Here is a 17,796-nt window from a genome sequence, read left to right as displayed (position 1 = left end):
TGCTTAACGGTTTATGATAATTTTTTTCTGAATTTGTTTATCAAATGCTGAAATGATAACCAGATAACAACCATTTTGAATATCATCAGATTCTATTTCTAAATCTTTGTATTGTTCGAGGTAATCAATGTGTACTGATTTAATTTTTTGACCTAAGTTATTCAGGATTGATATCTCCACATTTTTCAAGTTTTTGTTGCTGGAGATAAACAATTCATTCCTTGTTGGAATGGGAAAAATTTCTGCGTCTGCCGGCTCTTCATTGCATTTCACAAAAACTTCGTTGTGCAAAAGTCGCTCAGTTTTATCATAATCCATTTGCATTAAACGGTAATAATATTGTCGTCCCACCTGAACATCATTATCAATAATAGAATATTTTGCGGGGGTTGATGAATTACCGCTTCCAAAAATTCGGGCAATGTTTTTAAACTCCATGCCATCAACCGAACGTTTTAAAATAAACTCCGAGTTATTTTTTTCACTGGCTGTTTCCCAATTCAATTCAATTGATTTGTTCAAACAAACAGAACGAAATGAAGTAAGTTCAACCGGTAATAAATTACATGGATTTACAACTACCGGTATTATAACGGTATCTGCACCACACGTAAAATTTGTGATTAGGGTAACGGAATATGTTCCTGGTCCGGGATAAGTGTGGGTAGGATTAGTAGCTGTAGAAGTGTTTGACGGTCCTGAAGGAGGATCTCCAAAATCCCAATTGTAGCCTGTAATGCTGTAGTTAGAAGAAGAACAATTTACGGTTGGACCCGGAGGCGCAAAAAAAGATGCAGTTAGGCACGTGACCAAAGCCGGATTAGTTGTGTAAGTATAAGGTGCCGGAGGTGCTTTTAAATAACTGGTTACAAAATTGGGTAAACCCAAGTTTATATTTCTTGGCGCTGTACTTTGTCCCAGATTTACATAATTACAACCTGCACCGGCAACATTCGGATTATTAATAACTCCTAATTGCTGAGTAGAAATTCTGGCCACATAAATTTTTCCATTTGGACCTGTTTGAAAAGAAAATACCTGATTTGGTAGTCCTGTTGCTACGGTAAACGCAGAACCTATAATAGCTGCAGAAGAACCCGCACACACATTCCATTGTGTTATTGAAGTTACGCCGCCTCCGTATTTTCCACCATACAATTTTGTTCCGTCAGGTGAAAACTCAACGCCATATGCCCAAACGTAAAGACCAGTACCCAGATCAATTAAATTGGATACTACACCGGTGTTGTTATCAAAATCACAAAGATGAAATGTATCGAATGGTGCATATTGCATTCCCAAACACAATTTTCTTCCGTTGGGAGAGGCTTTCATTTGTCCGATTGTGTTTCCGGTATTCGTAGAGTGAACCGGACCTAAAGTAGTAACAACAGTACTGGTAATACCGGCTGAAGTTAATAGCAAACTTCTGAAGTTTGCCGACAACCAATCATGTGTAACCACCCAAACATCCAAACCGTTACAATGCCTTACGGCTGTAATTTTTTCAGTACTTGGCGTGAAGATTAAAGCATTTTTAACCGTAACAGAACCGTTTCCACCGGCCAAATTCATATCCACAATGGAATACCGCAAACCGTTAGCTGCACCTTGAGCTGCAACCGTGAATATGTAATATATATTTGTGTTTCCGGGTTGCTTAACAATTACGCCTGATTGCGTAGACGAACTGTTACCGAATAATCCGGTACCGTTAGCCATCACAGCATGCGTTTGATTCCACACGGTGATTCCATCCGTATAAAATAACAGGGCCCCTGCTCCATTGGCAATACTGGCACAACCTTCCCACGGACTCATCATACCATTGGTCATAATGGTTGGTGGTCCCATAAAATCTAATCCGGCCTGAGCTCCAAAATACCATCTTGCCGTTGTGTTTTGCGCAAACAAAACACTGAGCTGACAAGATAATAGAAGGATATATATTTTTAATCTCATTAATATTTCTTATTCCTATTCATTAATTGGAATTATTTTAGCCTTAAGAACACCATTTGAATTGGATAAAATTTCGAATTCATTTTTACAATTGCCGTTGCCAAAATCAAGCAATATTTTAGATGGGCCAATTGGATTCCACGTACCCCCGTTTGCTGAATTGCCGGATGTAAACCATCTCCAATATTCTATTTTGAATTGATTTTGATTATAAAAATGAATTTGAGCAAACTCAAAAGCCGGATTATCTAATCCTAATACATGTTCATACTTGAATAATTTGAAACAAATTGTATCACCAAAACTCTCATGAGGATATTCATACCATTGAAGTTGCGCATTAACAATCTCATTTATTGGATTAGGTTTATTTATTTGAGCATGAAAAGATAAACCCGTAAAAAATAAGAGAAAAATTATTAATAGAATTTGTTTAAACATTTTAAGCCCAAAATGGCCAATTAAAATTACGCAAACAATTGATGACAACTTCGCATTTATAAAAGAATCTCCAAACACACTACTTCTATTACACGAACGGTATTCTAATAGGATTTAGACTCCTGTGATTTTATAATATATACCTACTAATGTAGTTCACAAGTTCGAGTGGTTATGGTATAATCGTCTTTTGCCGACATTTCATTCGCCCTACAATTAGTAAGTGCCTCATTCGGACTTGTAGCGTAAATGTCCAGTGATGCCGTAACTGAATCTTTACCGCAATGGTCAATGGCTTCTGTTTTGGTTTTACAAAAACAAGTGTATTTACTTTCTTCTACTTGAGCACCTGTTTGATTTTGTTTTTTGCAGGCCATGATTGAAATAGCCATGATTAAATAAATGTTGATTTTCATAATACTTTAATTTTTGATAAAAGTATTATAGATGGACGGTGATAAATAAAAGGAAATTGCAAAGGAGAAGTCTGGATTTTCAAAAATCAAAAATTTATACTTCTATGTTTGGAATGAATAGCAATGTTTTATTATTTTTTCTTATATAACATTAAGTGTTTTGTAGTTTTTGCAAAAAACAAAAAGAATTATTTGCGAAAAGGCACAAAAAAAAGGGACAGATAATTCTGTCCCATTTAATTTAAAGTTCTTTTTATTATTTGTACCCAAAGATTTTGTTTTTGGTTTTCTTTTTATGTTTCCATTCTACTTTCCAACCATAAGCACAAGTATTTGGAGCTACTTCAACCGGATTTCCGCTTTGATCAACAGCGAAAGTACATTTCAATTCAAATTCCTTTTCAGCCACTTTAATTGTAACTGCACCTGCAACAGGAGCCCACCATCCACAATCGGTATTCCAAGTAATTGGCGTTGTAACCTGACTAGTAAATGAATCTCCTTCACGCGTTTTTCCGTAATTCTCTAAACTGCTTATTCCATCAGAAGAACCAATTCCTTCAGCAACGCATTGGAAACGTAATCCGCTTAACCAAGAATAAGTTATTCTTCGGTTGATATAATATGTTGCTGTTTTACCATCATCAAACGATGCAGTAATTCCTCCATCTTCAACTACTTCAGAAACTATTGAAGAGTGTGCTTGCGTGAACAATAAATCCCACCAAGTTGTTCCTGATACGTTCTTGTATTTTTGTGCTCCGTTCAATTCAATAAACTTACCATCAGAAGCACGGGTAACTTTATAGTTTAAAAACTCAATTCTGGTAACTGCACCGGCATCTTTCCATTTCACACTTGGCCATCCCAATAAAGTTAAACGCACAGAACCTGTTCTTGTTCGATTATTACATGTTGTGCCGTTAAAATTAATTTGAATTACACCGTTACCCACGTTAGCGCTGTCCAAACTTGCACCGCATACATTCCCGGTAACACCTTTAGCATCATAAGAGTTAGCGCCTTTTCCTTTTAAACTGGAAGAAGCCATCACGTCGTTGATATCAGATAACGCCGCATCATTTTCAGTTTGCATGGTTCTGTTATCTTCTGAAGATTGACCGTCTTCATTTTTAAACGCTTTTTTCTTTTTACAACTTGTAAAGCTTAATGTACCCACAAGTAAAAGAGCAGATAAAGAATAAAAAATTGATTTTGTTTTCATTTTATATGTTTTAGGTTGTTTATTGAAGTTAAGACTACAGTTAAAATAAAAGGTTTAATTGAATAACTAAAAAAATTTAATTCATTCAAATATAGACAAAATAATAAAGTCATAATGTTAAATTTCAGGTAGTTAACAAGCCTGTGGGATATACTAGACATGCATTATATTTTAAGACTTAATTAATAGTATCTTTGCATACAGCCCTATTTATATGCAGTTTAAGCCTTTACGTTTTGTAGATCCTGATAAGGATCGAAGCGAGTTCTTCTCTGTTTTAAGAAAACGAGTGGATGAATATTTCAGAACCAATAATTTATCAAAACATTATGATTATACGATGGTGATTAAAACCATTGTATTATTGGCTGCTTATTATATTCCATTTATATGTTTATTAATATTCAATCCATCTACAGGTATCAGTATGGGATTGTGGACCATCATGGGTTTTGCCATGGCCGGTATAGGTATGAGCGTGATGCATGATGCCAATCACGGCGCTTATTCATCCAGCAGCAAAGTAAACTATTGGGTTGGACATAGTTTAAATTTATTAGGCGGTTCGGTATACAATTGGAAACAACAACACAATTTTTTACATCATACTTATACCAATATTGTGCACTTAGATGATGACATTGATGATAAACTCATTATGCGCTTTTCTCCGCACACTGAGGTAAAATGGTATCATAAATTTCAACCCGTTTATGCTTTTTTCTTCTATGGAATTATTACAATTTATTGGGCATTATTAAAAGACTTTGTGCAATTTGTAAAATACGACAAAGAGGGTGTAACTAAAGTTTCTAAAAAAGAGAAAAATATGATTTTACTTAAAATTATTTTGAGTAAAATATTTTATTTCACCTATATCCTTGTTATTCCATTGTTTGTTTTAAAAATGCCTGTGCTTACTTATATCTTAGGTTTTTTACTTATGCAATTTATTGCCGGCTTTGTTTTAACAGTTATATTTCAATTGGCGCACACGGTTGAAGAAACTAGCCATCCTTTACCCGATTCAAATTACACTATTGAAAACAGTTGGGCAATTCATCAATTAAACACTACGGTTAATTTTTCACCGAACAATAAACTTATTTCTTGGTATGTGGGCGGTTTGAACTATCAGGTTGAACACCACCTGTTCCCTACTATTTGTCATATTCATTATCCGGCAATTTCTCATATCGTTAAGAAAACAGCGGAAGAATACCATGTACCTTATCTTGTAAATGACACATTTGGTAAAGCTTTAAAGTCCCATGTAGGTGCCTTAGTTAAATTCGGAAGAATGCCCTCATTAAACGATGCAATGGGTTAAAGGAATTATCTGTAAAATTCAACAACAGTTTGCACATCTGAATTAATTTTGAATTTCTTTTCGATTGTATAAATACTTCCTTTTAATGACCTAGCTCGCCAAACAGCTACATAATTACCGGGTTGTAAATAATAGGTTTGGATTCCTGCCGTTCCCAAATTAGTTACCCACTCTAATCTTTCATCCCCCCTTTGCACAAGTATAGCTCCATCCCCGGCTTCAATGCATTTTATTTGAAGCATTCCTGCATTGGGAATGTCTACAACTTTATGCGCACTTTGTAAAATTTCGTTCCCGCTAATTAAGATTCTTGGCAAAGTAAGAATTTCAATATCGTATTTACCAACTATGTATTTATCGGTACTATTTATTTGTTGAACATTTATAGTTTCCATACTACCGTTTTTTCTTACTACCACTTTTACTTTCTCGTTATAATTGTATACACCGGCAGGTCGATTTACCGAAAAATATCCCTGAGGCGCATCAACCGGAATTATGGTATGCTTACCTGATGTTAATTTAGCCTCCTCACTTTGTACGGGTGGTATGGTATGAACCACAACTTTGTATGTAGGAAAATCGTCTAAGTAAAGTGTATCGGGTAATACTTTATAATTTAAAGTGTGCATATAATTATACTTATATTTCCCCGTCTTTACGTCATAAAAAGTCATGTTCACATCGGTTTCAGTGGGTAAAGATTTTGAATCCAGTAAATTTACTTGTGCCGACGTTTTATTTAATTTTTGCTGCTGTATTATTTTAGTAATGTCTCCAAAAGTTTCATCACTATCATAGTCAAAATAAGTACCCACACATTCAAAAGTTTTGATCTGATCAATACTCAATCCAATTCCAATAATAAATGGTTTAAAAATGATTCCTTTTTCCATTAATTTTTGGCGGGCCTTACAGGGGTCTCCACCACATTCTTCAATACCATCGGTAATGATAATCACAATATTATTGGCTTTGTTATCCGGAAAATCATTGGCAGCCTGAGTTAAGGAGTGTTCAATAGGAGTTATGCCGGTTGGTTTAGCCTCTTTTACTTTTTGTTTAATTAAATTAAGATTATTGGATGAAAATGGCACAACCAATTTACTATCGCCACAATTTCCGGGCGGGTATTTTACGGTATGGCCATACATTCTTAATGCAAACTGAAAACTTTTATCCTTCGCTAATGTATCCACAAACTTGAAAAATAATTGTTTGGCTCCTTCCATTCGTGTTAAGTTCTGATGCATGTTTTTCATACTGTTACTGGCATCAAACACAAATAAAATTCGGGTTGCCTTAACCGATTTTTTTTGTGCTAATGTTATGTAAGCAGAAAAAATAAAACAAATAATAATCAGAATGCGTATCACAATCTAAATGTAGGTAAATGGCTTAATTTAAATATTTATAAGCTTGAATAGTTTTAAACGTTACATCCTTTAAAAACTAAAATATAACAAAACCTAAAATGGTAAGAGCATTAATTATAGTGATGGCCCTTAAAGAATGTAAATGCATATTCATATTATAAGAAAATAAAATCAGCGAAAAAACACCTACAAAACAAGACAGAAAAACGACTCCTCCGGATGTATAGATTCGATAATTCCTACTTCCTCCTTCAAATCCGCCTTTTAATTCTTTTTGCAAAATAAAATCTTTACCTACATAAAATTTAGAAAACTTGGGTGGCGGTTTTATTTTTTCCTTAACCACAAACTCATACGATTTTTCATTTACCGAAGTAATAAAAACATTCACCAGTAAATCGCCGTTTCCTTTTTCGGTATTTCCATACTCCGCTTTTACATTTTTAGAATAATGATTCTGATAATGACAAGGGCCAAAGAAACAGAAAACTAATTCAACATAAATAAAAAAGCTAATCACATTAAAAATATTGCACACTTTATAAAATCGTGTGCGTTTAAATGATGCAACTTTTTTATACTCCTTTAGTTTTTTATACAAGTGCAGATTAGCTACTTCTTCCGGAGATTTAGGACTGCGCGGGATTCTTGTTTTTCCCTCTTCTTTCATTCCGTGATATTTAGAACCTCATCCTTTAAATAAGCATTCCGAACAGGACTGTTTCTGAGAATTAATTCGCCTAAAAAACCGGCCAAGAACATCATGCTGCCCAACATCATACAGGTAAGCGAAATATAAAAAGAAGGGCGTTCAGTTAACAAACGAGCCGAAATATGCATATAAGAACAATACAATTTATAAACACCTAAGTAAAATGCAAAGCCAAATCCTAAAATAAAAATTAATGTGCCTACCAAACCAAAAAAGTGCATAGGTCTTTTTCCGAATTTAGATAGAAATGTTATGGTTAGTAAATCCAAAAAACCATTAATAAAACGGTTCCAACCAAATTTGGAATAACCATATTTTCTGGCCTGATGTTTAACTACTTTCTCTCCTATTCTATCGAAACCCGCTGCTTTGGCCATTACCGGAATGAAGCGATGCATTTCTCCATAAACCTCAATACTTTTTATTACTTTATTTCTATAGGCCTTTAGTCCGCAATTCATATCATGCAGCTTTATTCCACTAATTTTTCGGTTTGTCCAATTATATAATTTAGAAGGTAAATTTTTAGTAAATGCATTATCATATCGTTTCTTTTTCCATCCACTTACCAAATCATATTTTTCTTGAACAATCATGTTGTACAAACCGGGTATTTCATCCGGACTATCCTGCAAGTCGGCATCCATAGTTATTACAACATCACCCTGTGCAGCTTCAAATCCAACTTGAAGAGCAGGCGATTTGCCATAATTACGACTGAATTTTATTCCTTTAACCTGTTTATTTTTATCTGACAAATTCCGAATAACCTCCCATGATTCATCTTTACTTCCATCATCAATAAAAATAATCTCATAAGAATAAGAATTTTCATGCATTACCCTTACTATCCATTCATACAACTCCGGCAAAGATTCTTTTTCATTAAATAAGGGGATAACTATGGATAGATTCATATCGTTTTACAAATATCAGGAGTGAAGTAATGCAATTTATTTTATTTTTCCCTTAAAATTAAAATTATTGTTAATTTTGCCTCGGGTAAGTCTCTCACGACCAGCTCCTGCTGAATCCCCCAGGACGGGAACGTAGCAAGGGTAAGTGGTTGTAGCGGTGCGATGAGAGTAGCTTACCCTTTTTTTATGCCCAATAATTTGTAATTGGCTATTATTAAGTAGTTTTTGACTCATTAAACTCATCATTTCACTCAAAACAAGGCCAAAATTAACATTTCAATTTCAATACTTAAGCAAAATGGTCTATATTTGCTTAAACAATCTAAAAATCATTTTTATAGAATAGACTTTTACTAGCAATCTCCGCACTATTAATTTAAAAGCAAGTAAAAAAATATGTCTATTCAGTTATTGAATGATACAGAGTTGGTTCAACTCTACATCTCAGGAAAAGAAGAATCGTTAGCCGTTTTGTTGGAAAGACACAAAACTAAAATCTTTACATCCATTATTTGCGTGACTAAAGACCGAGAATTAGCTAATGATGTTTTTCAAGAAACTTTTTTTAAAGTAATACAAACCCTTAAAAGGGGGCAATACAATGAGGAAGGTAAATTTTTACCTTGGGTATTACGAATTGCCCGAAATTTAATTATTGACCATTATCGTGCTTTAAAGAAAATGCCACCGGCTCCGGTTTACGTGAATGAAGAAGGCGAAGAAATAACTGCTTTTCACTCCATTTCATCGGAGGAAACGGCCGACATGCTTGTACAGCAAGATGAAAAAACGAAATATAATGTAAGGGCCTTAATTCAAAAACTACCTCTTGATCAAAGGGAAGTTGTTTTAATGCGTACCTATTATGATATGAGTTTTAAAGAAATTGCAGAGTTTAGCGGCGTTTCTATTAATACAGCATTAGGCAGAATGCGATACGCATTATTAAATTTAAAAAAAATGATAGAAGAACAAAATATAGCAATCACCAGCTAAATATTTTATCTTTCTTTTATTGTAAATTTTTTCCGGCATTTTTTTATTCATACGTTATTAACTATAAGCTATTTTAGGCTAAAAAGCGTTTTATTAGCTCAATAAAATTGCTATTTTTGCATTCCTAATTTTTTAACAAATGAAGATACTTGTAGCCATCAGCAATGTGCCTGATACAACCACAAAAATTCAATTTACCGATGGTGACACTAAATTTAATAGTGCCGGTGTTACTTTTGTAATCAATCCATACGATGAATGGTATGCCTTGGTTAAAGCATTAGAATTAAAGGAAGCCAATGTGGCCGAAAAAGTTACTTTAATTCACGTTGGATTAGCAGATAGTGAAGCTACTATTCGTAAAGGTTTGGCATTAGGTGCAGATAATGCGGTAAGAATTGATGCTGAAAGTCCGGATGCCTTATTTGTAGCTCAGAATATTGCTGCTTACGCAAAATCGAATGCATATGATTTGATTTTGGTTGGTAAAGAAACCATAAATTATAATGGATCTTCTGTAGGCGGGATGATAGCCGGAGAAATGGATTTACCTTTTGTTTCATTAGCAACAAAATTAGACATGAATGGTTCTACCTGCACCTTGGAACAAGATGTAGAAGGTGGCACACAAATTGTTGAGTGTTCCACGCCATTAGTGGTTAGTTGTGCTAAAGGAATGGCCGAACAACGTATTCCAAATATGAGAGGAATTATGGCAGCACGTACTAAACCTTTGGAAGTGATTCCTGCAATTGCAAGCAACGCTACAACTAGTATAAAGTCATTTACATTAAGTCAAGGCCGTACTACTTGTAAAATGATAACTGAAGATAACATTGATGAATTAGTTCAATTATTACACACCGAGGCAAAAGTGATTTAATAAAAATTAAGCGAAGGAAATTATGATTTTAGTATTAGCAGAAATAAATAAAGGAAGAGTGAAAAAGGCGTCACTCGAGTGTATTAATTACGCCAATAAAATTGCCGTATTAACAGGCAGCAGTGTTACAGCTTTTGTAAATAATGCCGATGCTGCGCAATTGGAAGAAATTGGTAAAGCGGGTGCTTCAAAAATACTTAGTGTAAAAAATGATATTTTAAATAGCGATTCTATTGCTTTAAGTTTAGCTATTGAACAAGCCGCCAAAGCTGAAAACGCAAAGGCTTTAATATTCGCTTTTGATTTAACGGGAAAAGCTGTTGCTCCCAGATTATCTGCAAAATTAAAGGCAGGTTTAGTAGCCGGCGCTGTTGACGTGCCTGTAGTAAACGGCAACACATTTGAAGTGAAAAAAAATGTATTCTCCGGAAAGGCAGTGGCAACCTATGTAATCAATAGCGATGTGAAAATTATTTCTTTATTACCAAATAGTTTTCCGGTTACCGCAAGCGAAAATAAAGCAACCGTGAGTGAATTCACCCCTGACTTAAGTAACTACACAGCAAAAATAAAAATCAAAGAAGTTAAAGCTATTCAATCAGGAGGAATGATTCCGCTTCCGGAAGCCGAACTGGTAGTAAGCGCAGGAAGAGGATTAAAAGGACCTGAACATTGGGGAATAGTAGAAGAATTAGCGGGCGCCTTAGGTGCTACTACGGCTTGTTCGCGCCCTGTAGCCGATATGCATTGGAGACCACATCATGAACACGTGGGACAAACCGGCGTAGCAATCAGACCCAATTTATATATTGCCGTTGGTATTTCGGGTGCTATTCAGCATTTAGCCGGAGTAAATGGTAGCAAAACCATTGTAGTAATTAATAACGATAAGGAAGCACCTTTCTTTAAATCTGCCGATTATGGAATAGTTGGTGATGCTTTTAGCATTTTACCTAAACTTACTGAATCAATCAAAAAATTTAAGGCCAGCCAAAATTAATTTTATTTATTCTTATCTTTAATATTGAAAATGAAAAAGGTTAGGTTGGAAATTGTAGGGCTGTCGTATAGTCAAACGCAAAGTGGAGCCTATGCGCTCGTTTTGGGTGAGAGTGCGGGTAGCAGACGATTACCAATTATAATAGGTGGGTTTGAAGCGCAGGCTATTGCCATTGAATTAGAAAAAATGAGCCCTAGCCGACCACTAACCCACGATCTATTTAAATCATTTGCTGAAACTTTCAATATTCAGGTAACGGAGGTATTAATATACAATTTAGTGGAAGGAATATTTTATGCCAAATTGATGTGTAATGACGGAACAAAAGATGTTGAAATTGATGCAAGAACCAGTGATGCTATTGCCTTGGCTGTTCGTTTTAATTGTCCGATTTTTACACACGAGTTTATTTTAAAGAATGCCGGAATTGTGTTAGATGATGAATCTACCCCTCCATTGAGTGATGAAGAAATTAGTGAAAAAACAACTGAAGGCGAAGTTTCTTTATCAGGTACAGATTCTTACAAAGATAAAAGTACAGAAGAATTGAAAAACATGCTAAAAACAGCATTGGATGAAGAACAATATGAAATGGCTTCTAAAATTCGCGACGAATTAAATCAACGCAAAAAATCTTGATGCATACTGTTTCTCTGAATGATGTCCTTTTTCAGTATCATAAATTTCATTTTAAGCGAATTTCATCAAAGAAGAGTTATTACCATAAATTTAATTTCTTGAAATTCTATCCATGCAATTTAATTTCTTAAAGTTAATCATAATCGTATTTTACTTGGTTTTTTCAAGCCAATTCGTTTTTTGTCAAAATGAAGATTCTTTAATTAAGATATTGAAAGCTTCTTCTCAAGATAGTATCAAAATGAAATTGCTATTATTAATCTCAGATACCGATACTACATTCGTACAAGCCAAAAATAATATTTTGAGCGCCAAAAATATCGCTCTCCAATTGAAAGAAAACAATGTTTCTAGTATATCCAAAAATGCAAAAATTGGATTAGCTGCTGCTGAATACCGATTAGGCGTTTTATCTAAAAAAATGGGCGAATTGGAAAAAACCGAAAAATATTTTCAAAATACCTGCAAATTAATGTCACAGGCAGAGAATCCTGACGGATTAGCAAATACACTTCTACAGCTAGCTTATGTTGGTGAAGAAGAAGGGAAATCAGAAGAAGTTCTTCATTATTATCAAAAAGTGATACGTATAAGTAAACTTACGGGCAATAAAAAAATATTATCAACGGCTTTTGCGAATATCGGCTTTCATGAAGGTAATAAAAGTAATTATGACGCGGCAATTAAGTATTTTCAAGAAGCTTGCATTTATTCCATTGATTGCGGCGACATAAATTTTCACATTGAAAACATAATGAATCTGGCTTATCTTCAATTTCAAAAAGGTAATATACCGGAGGCATTAGCCAATTGGCATAAATGTTTGAAACATTATGAGAAAATTGAAAATAAAAACCTAATTGCAACGGTATTGAATAATATAGCGCACCTCTATCAAACCACAAATGATGAAAAAGCAATTGAGTACTTTCAAAAAGCACTAATTGTAGCTAAGGAAATAAATAGCGAACGAATAATAGCCTATATCTATAATAATATTGCGTTAGAATATGATAAAAAAGGGGATAATAATACAGCACTATATTATCACAGAAAAAGCCTCGCCTTAAAAGAAAAATTAAAGGATAATTATGGAATTGCTGGATCTTATGTTAACATAGCATCAATATTAACCGACATCGAAAATTATTCTGAATCAAATGAATTATTTAATATGGCCCTACAAAAGTATCGTAACCTTGGAGATAAGGGTCAAATTTCAAATTGCATGTCTAAATTAAGTTTGCTGTATATAAAAAAATATCTACATAATAGAAAAAACGTATTAAATATTAAGTTGGCTAAAGCTTATGCTGATAGTTCTTTGCAAATTGCTTTAAATCTTATGGCTCCTTCATTAATTGTTTCCTCCACTACAAACAAGTACAAAATTGATTCGATATTGGGCGACTTTAAATCATCAATGGAAAATTATAGATTAGGATTAACTTATAGTAGCATAATTAATAATGAAAAGAATAATAAACTTTTAATTCGGAGTCAAATTAATTACGAATTTGAAAAAAAAGAGGCTTTATTGTTGAAAGAACAAGAAAAAGAACGATTATTATCTGAAGAAAAAAATAGAGTTCAAAAAATAATAATATTCGCTATTGCCTTTGGCTTATTACTTGTTATAATTGTTTCTTTTTATATTTTCCGAACTCTAAAAGTGACAAAAAAACAAAAAGAGATAATAGAAGAAAAGCAATGTGAGATTTTAGATAGTATTCATTACGCAAAAAGAATTCAAAATTCTTTATTGCCAACACATCAGTATATTGAGAAAATTTTATCGGAAAAAAATAAAATTATACATTAATTATCCGATTACTAGTTATTACATTAACAAAAAAGCCCGAATAAAAATTCGGGCTTTTTTTATTCCTATTAAAAATTATTTCGGATTGCCTGTGGCAGCCTTATCTTCCTTAGTGGTATTTTTTGAACTGGCCGGCGTTCCTTTTTGGTTGATGGCCATTCTTGATTTTTTAGTAGTTGGCGTTGTTTCTTCTTTTTTTACTTCAGTTGCAGTTTCCGTTACTAAAGTTCCGTCAGCATTTACTGCCGGAGCAGCTGCATCTGTTGATACGGGAGCCTTTTCAGTTTTAGGTTTAGAATCTTTTTTAGTCTTACTGTCTTGGGCATTAGCAGCAATTGCAAATAACGACACAAAAGCTATGGTAAATAATGTTTTTTTCATGTTTTAAATTTTTATTTATATAAAGATAGTTTTATTTATTTTTTAGAGTATAAAAATGGTGTTAAAATTCGCAAATCGGTGCAAAAACAGGCAATTAACCGGCTATTTTGAGATATTTTGTTGTGTTCGCAGGGTCTACCGTCATGAGCACATCTCTGGCCTTTTCTTTTTCATCGGGTTGTGCGCCCTTGAAAATATTTACCAATTCATCGGTTTTTGCATTAAAAAATAATTGCATATTAAATGAGGCAGGACGAGCTTGATATACAGGCTTTAATAAATCCAATGCTTTTAAAATATTTGCTCTTCCTTCTTCTGTTTTTTCATGCATGATATCCAAACCTAAATAACAATATTGAAACATGCAATCTCGTATACCTTGAAAAACAGGTTGCAAAGTATTTTCAATTAACCAATACCGATTTTTATTTCCATCATTACTTCTCCATCCTTTTTCATTCGCTGATTGTGCATTGTTTACAATGGTTTGTGCTTTTTGCCAATAGGGTGTTCCTCCAAGGGAAGAAAAAGTATCATAATCAACTGCTAAAATCACGTAGGCATAAAAAGCCAATACCTGCGTTAAATTATTTTGAAAACTATTAATATTAAAATCAAGGGTTGTAAACTGCTGAAAACGAAATTCAAAATTTTCGTCTTCCATATTAAAAACCGGTGTACGGTATGAACTTTTAAATACCGGCCGGGTACTTTGAACCTGTATAGATGCAGAATAATCTTCGTTACTTACTTTTTGTTTTATAATAATTAAAATTGAACAATCAATTTTTTCTTGTGCGGTAAAAATATCACTAGTCCATTTAGTGTTATTCATAAATTCAAATACAGATTTTCTTAATTGTTCAAAAATTTGTTTTTCAGCCGTACCTTGAATCTGATCGGTGTTTATGGTAATGTTACAATTTAATTCCTGTGCCTGAATACAAACAGCAAATAACATTACTAGAATTATGACAATTACTTTTTTCAAATTAGATTTTTAATTAGGTAGTCTAATATATCACTGGCTACTTGCTGTTTTGACTTTAACTCAAAATTAGTGATTTTATTGTGTTTATCAATGATGCTAACCTGATTCAAATCAGACCCAAATCCTCCTTCACCACCGGCTTCATTAGCTACAATAAAATCTAGATTTTTTTCCTTTAATTTCTTCTTTGCATTAACATGCAAATTTTCGGTTTCTAATGCAAATCCAACCAAAATCTGTTTTTTGTTTTTTATATCCCCTAAGGCTTTAATAACGTCAACAGTTTGGTTAAGTTTCAATTCGATATTTTTCCCCGATTTTTTTATTTTTTTGTTTTCAATTTTTGCAGGTTTGTAATCTGAAACAGCGGCAGTGCAAATGGCGATATCGCAATTTTTAAAAGCTTTAACGCAATGTAAATGCATTTGCTCTGAATTTTCGATTTCCTGAACTTGGATGGAAGAGTTTACAGGACGATGAGGTGAAGGCCCTATTACCAAAGTAACCTGTGCACCAAGTTTCGCACATTCTTCGGCAATAGCTATACCCATTTTACCACTACTTCTGTTCCCTATAAAACGAACCGGATCAATAGCCTCATAAGTGGGACCTGCATTTATTAAAATATTTTTTTTATGCAAAGGAAGTCCCTTATTAAAAAAATATATAATTGAATTCACGATATTTTCAGGTTCTGCCATTCTCCCTTCACCACTTAATCCGCTGGCTAACGCTCCGCTTTCTGCCGGTATAATATCCACATGATAAACCGATAATTTTTTTAAGTTTTCGATTGTAGTTGGGTGTTTGTACATTTCTAAATCCATAGCCGGTGCAACCATGCATTTATTTCGACAAGATAAATAAGTAGCTAATAAAACATTATCACATTGGCCATTTGCCATTTTAGCAAGGGAATTTGCAGTTAAAGGAGCTATTAATAATAAATCAGCCCATTCTGCCAAAGCCACGTGATTGTTCCAAACATTAATAGAGCTGTAAAAATCAGATATAACTTCATGGCCACTTAAAACGGAAAGTGTTTTGGCGGTTACAAAATCAGAAGCGCTTTTAGTGATAATCACTCTAACCTCTGCATTTTGTTTTTTAAGCAATCGAACAAGGTGAGCGCATTTGTATGCGGCAATTCCACCGGTTACCCCTAATAATATTTTTTTACCCGTTAACATCTTTAAACGAAAAAGGCAGTAAAGCCAAAGCCCACTGCCCTATTCAAAGAGGATTAATTTTTATTCCGTTTCTTTAGTTGGGTTCCGATAATAAATCTTCTCTTCCAAAAACTCCTGAATTGAAATAAGTGAAGGTTTTGGCAATTTCTCATAATGCTTTGAAATTTCAATTTGTTCTCTATTTTCAAAAACCTCCTCTAAATTATCAGTATGACTGCTAAATTCCTGTAATTTTCCGGAAAGTTCTTCTTTTATTTCTGAACTAATTTGATTGGCTCTCTTGCTCATAATAGCAACCGCTTCATAAACATTCCCGGTTTGACCATCAAATCTTCTGATATCGCGAGTTGCGATACTCTGTTCTGCATTAGTTTTCTTAAAATCCATATTAATTAATTTTATCTCTCAATTTTCTGCAATCTGCATAAATTGATTCGGCGCGACTAAGATACGAACTTTTGGGGAAAAGATCTGCAAATTTCAGATAATTTTCTATAGCTCCATCCAATCTTTCTGCCTTTTTCTGAGGAATACTCTTCTGAGCCAGCAAAAAGTATGAATTTATCATCATAAAATACATTTCTTCGGTATATTTTCCGCTAGGATATTCTTTTATAAATCCCTGAGTAGAAACTATGGCCGCTTTCCATTCATCCAATTTGTAGTACTGCTTAACAATTTCATAATCTTTTCGCTCTAATTTTTCCCTCAGTTTATCAATCAAAATATTACTGGTATCTATCCGAGCACTTTCCGGGTAAGCATCAATGAATGATTGATATTCCTTAATTGCATTTTTGGTAGTTGTTTGATCGAGTTTGTAATTAGCTGAGGTTAAATAGTAACAATAGGCATTCATGTAATAACACTCCTCTGCCTTAGTGCTAGCGGGAAACTGCCGAGTGAAATTCTTAAAATGATATTGACTGATTAAATAATCGCCTAAATAATACTCGCTCCAGGTGTAATAATAATAAACTTCCTCTGCTCGCTCAGTACCTTTTACTACCGGAATTAGTTCTTCATACAATTGGGATGACTTTATATAAGAGCCCTTATCATAGTACTCTTTAGCTTTAGTTAACTTTAACTCGTAATCGGTACTTTTTAGAAGCTTGTTATACCTGTCGCAACCGGTAAAAGCAAATAGAATTAATAATATGATAATTATGTGTTTCAGAAAAGGCAAAAATAGCAAAATGCACGTGCCCGTTGTGGTTAAATTAACCTAAATTAAAAAATAAAGCGTGGGAGCTAAACCCACGCTTTACACACAAACAATTTACACTAGTACAGATATTATGGTTCAAAATATGGGCAATTCACACAATTTACCCAATGCCGTTATTCAATTTATTTAACCACTCTTCCCTTATATTAAACGTTCATAAAGAAAAGTGACTAAACAAAGGTACTCATTTACAGCATTATATGTTTAAAAGTGACAAGTTAATTAGTAAATAACATACATGAATGAGTGAAAGAAAGGTCCTAACGTTTAAAGATTTTAGCCTG

General features: G+C 33.8%; 18 protein-coding genes and 1 other RNA gene. 7 read left to right on the top strand and 12 right to left on the bottom strand.

Translation table 11 applies throughout. The annotated features are described in order from the left end of the window. Positions 1 to 3: 3 nt before the first annotated feature. From IPM51_10030 to IPM51_10015, 4 genes are all read right to left on the bottom strand, one after another. Positions 4 to 1,962 carry a T9SS type A sorting domain-containing protein gene (locus tag IPM51_10030; protein MBK9284637.1) on the bottom strand — a complete coding sequence of 653 codons (1,959 nt, stop codon included), beginning with the start codon at positions 1,960 to 1,962 and terminating at the stop codon, positions 4 to 6. Positions 1,963 to 1,977: 15 nt separating this feature from the next. Continuing rightward, the gene (locus tag IPM51_10025) at positions 1,978 to 2,403 is read right to left on the bottom strand and encodes a hypothetical protein (protein ID MBK9284636.1); all 426 of its coding nucleotides are present in this window, start codon (positions 2,401 to 2,403) and stop codon (positions 1,978 to 1,980) included. Positions 2,404 to 2,549: 146 nt separating this feature from the next. Continuing rightward, positions 2,550 to 2,819, bottom strand: a complete 270-nt coding sequence (locus tag IPM51_10020) for a hypothetical protein (protein MBK9284635.1) — start codon at positions 2,817 to 2,819, stop codon at positions 2,550 to 2,552. Positions 2,820 to 3,075: 256 nt separating this feature from the next. Then, a complete protein-coding gene (locus tag IPM51_10015; GenBank protein ID MBK9284634.1) occupies positions 3,076 to 4,044 on the bottom strand; it encodes a hypothetical protein in 969 nt (322 codons plus the stop codon). A gap of 214 nt (positions 4,045 to 4,258) precedes the next feature. On the opposite strand from IPM51_10015, the gene IPM51_10010 reads away from it, so the two are divergent. Then, the gene (locus IPM51_10010; GenBank protein MBK9284633.1) at positions 4,259 to 5,374 is read left to right on the top strand and encodes an acyl-CoA desaturase; all 1,116 of its coding nucleotides are present in this window, start codon (positions 4,259 to 4,261) and stop codon (positions 5,372 to 5,374) included. 5 nt (positions 5,375 to 5,379) lie between these two features. Here the strand turns inward: IPM51_10010 and IPM51_10005 are convergent, their stop codons facing one another. From IPM51_10005 to IPM51_09995, 3 genes are all read right to left on the bottom strand, one after another. After that, positions 5,380 to 6,750, bottom strand: coding sequence for a VWA domain-containing protein (locus IPM51_10005; protein ID MBK9284632.1), 1,371 nt, complete (start codon positions 6,748 to 6,750; stop codon positions 5,380 to 5,382). Positions 6,751 to 6,826: 76 nt separating this feature from the next. Then, positions 6,827 to 7,420, bottom strand: coding sequence for a hypothetical protein (locus IPM51_10000; GenBank protein MBK9284631.1), 594 nt, complete (start codon positions 7,418 to 7,420; stop codon positions 6,827 to 6,829). Further along, positions 7,417 to 8,379: a glycosyltransferase family 2 protein gene (locus IPM51_09995; protein MBK9284630.1), complete on the bottom strand. Its 963-nt coding sequence runs from the start codon at positions 8,377 to 8,379 to the stop codon at positions 7,417 to 7,419. The genes IPM51_10000 and IPM51_09995 overlap by 4 nt, the downstream gene beginning before the upstream one ends. Before the next feature lie 83 nt (positions 8,380 to 8,462). Between IPM51_09995 and ffs the strand changes: the two genes are divergently transcribed. The 6 genes from ffs (at position 8,463) to IPM51_09965 (ending at position 13,719) form a co-directional block, all read left to right on the top strand. Continuing rightward, positions 8,463 to 8,561, top strand: an RNA gene (ffs, locus tag IPM51_09990) — signal recognition particle sRNA small type. A gap of 214 nt (positions 8,562 to 8,775) precedes the next feature. Further along, on the top strand, positions 8,776 to 9,375 hold the full coding sequence (locus IPM51_09985) for a sigma-70 family RNA polymerase sigma factor (GenBank protein MBK9284629.1): 600 nt from the start codon (positions 8,776 to 8,778) through the stop codon (positions 9,373 to 9,375). Positions 9,376 to 9,514: 139 nt separating this feature from the next. Beyond that, complete coding sequence (locus IPM51_09980; GenBank protein MBK9284628.1) at positions 9,515 to 10,258, top strand: electron transfer flavoprotein subunit beta/FixA family protein; 744 nt, start codon at positions 9,515 to 9,517, stop codon at positions 10,256 to 10,258. Positions 10,259 to 10,280: 22 nt separating this feature from the next. Further along, positions 10,281 to 11,258, top strand: coding sequence for an electron transfer flavoprotein subunit alpha/FixB family protein (locus IPM51_09975; protein ID MBK9284627.1), 978 nt, complete (start codon positions 10,281 to 10,283; stop codon positions 11,256 to 11,258). Between the two features lie 30 nt (positions 11,259 to 11,288). Then, a complete protein-coding gene (locus IPM51_09970) occupies positions 11,289 to 11,897 on the top strand; it encodes a bifunctional nuclease family protein (protein ID MBK9284626.1) in 609 nt (202 codons plus the stop codon). A 241-nt stretch (positions 11,898 to 12,138) separates the two neighbouring features. Then, on the top strand, positions 12,139 to 13,719 hold the full coding sequence (locus tag IPM51_09965; protein ID MBK9284625.1) for a tetratricopeptide repeat protein: 1,581 nt from the start codon (positions 12,139 to 12,141) through the stop codon (positions 13,717 to 13,719). A gap of 75 nt (positions 13,720 to 13,794) precedes the next feature. Here IPM51_09965 and IPM51_09960 read toward each other — a convergent pair whose 3' ends face one another. From IPM51_09960 to bamD, 5 genes are all read right to left on the bottom strand, one after another. Next, positions 13,795 to 14,100: a hypothetical protein gene (locus IPM51_09960; GenBank protein MBK9284624.1), complete on the bottom strand. Its 306-nt coding sequence runs from the start codon at positions 14,098 to 14,100 to the stop codon at positions 13,795 to 13,797. A gap of 94 nt (positions 14,101 to 14,194) precedes the next feature. Further along, positions 14,195 to 15,091: a DUF4835 family protein gene (locus IPM51_09955; GenBank protein ID MBK9284623.1), complete on the bottom strand. Its 897-nt coding sequence runs from the start codon at positions 15,089 to 15,091 to the stop codon at positions 14,195 to 14,197. Further along, positions 15,088 to 16,281 (bottom strand): bifunctional phosphopantothenoylcysteine decarboxylase/phosphopantothenate--cysteine ligase CoaBC, encoded by a 1,194-nt coding sequence (gene coaBC / locus IPM51_09950; protein MBK9284622.1) that lies wholly within the window; start codon positions 16,279 to 16,281, stop codon positions 15,088 to 15,090. Before coaBC ends, IPM51_09955 begins: the two co-directional genes overlap by 4 nt. 60 nt (positions 16,282 to 16,341) lie before the next feature. Beyond that, complete coding sequence (locus IPM51_09945) at positions 16,342 to 16,668, bottom strand: DNA-directed RNA polymerase subunit omega (protein ID MBK9284621.1); 327 nt, start codon at positions 16,666 to 16,668, stop codon at positions 16,342 to 16,344. 1 nt (position 16,669) lies between these two features. Next, positions 16,670 to 17,470: an outer membrane protein assembly factor BamD gene (gene bamD, locus IPM51_09940; protein ID MBK9284620.1), complete on the bottom strand. Its 801-nt coding sequence runs from the start codon at positions 17,468 to 17,470 to the stop codon at positions 16,670 to 16,672. Between the last annotated feature and the right edge of the window lie 326 nt (positions 17,471 to 17,796).

This window comes from Sphingobacteriaceae bacterium, assembly GCA_016715905.1.
In the GTDB taxonomy this organism is placed as follows: domain Bacteria; phylum Bacteroidota; class Bacteroidia; order B-17B0; family Aurantibacillaceae; genus Aurantibacillus.
The sequence above is the reverse complement of the archived record's forward strand: the minus strand, read 5'-3'. Positions and strand labels throughout refer to the sequence as shown.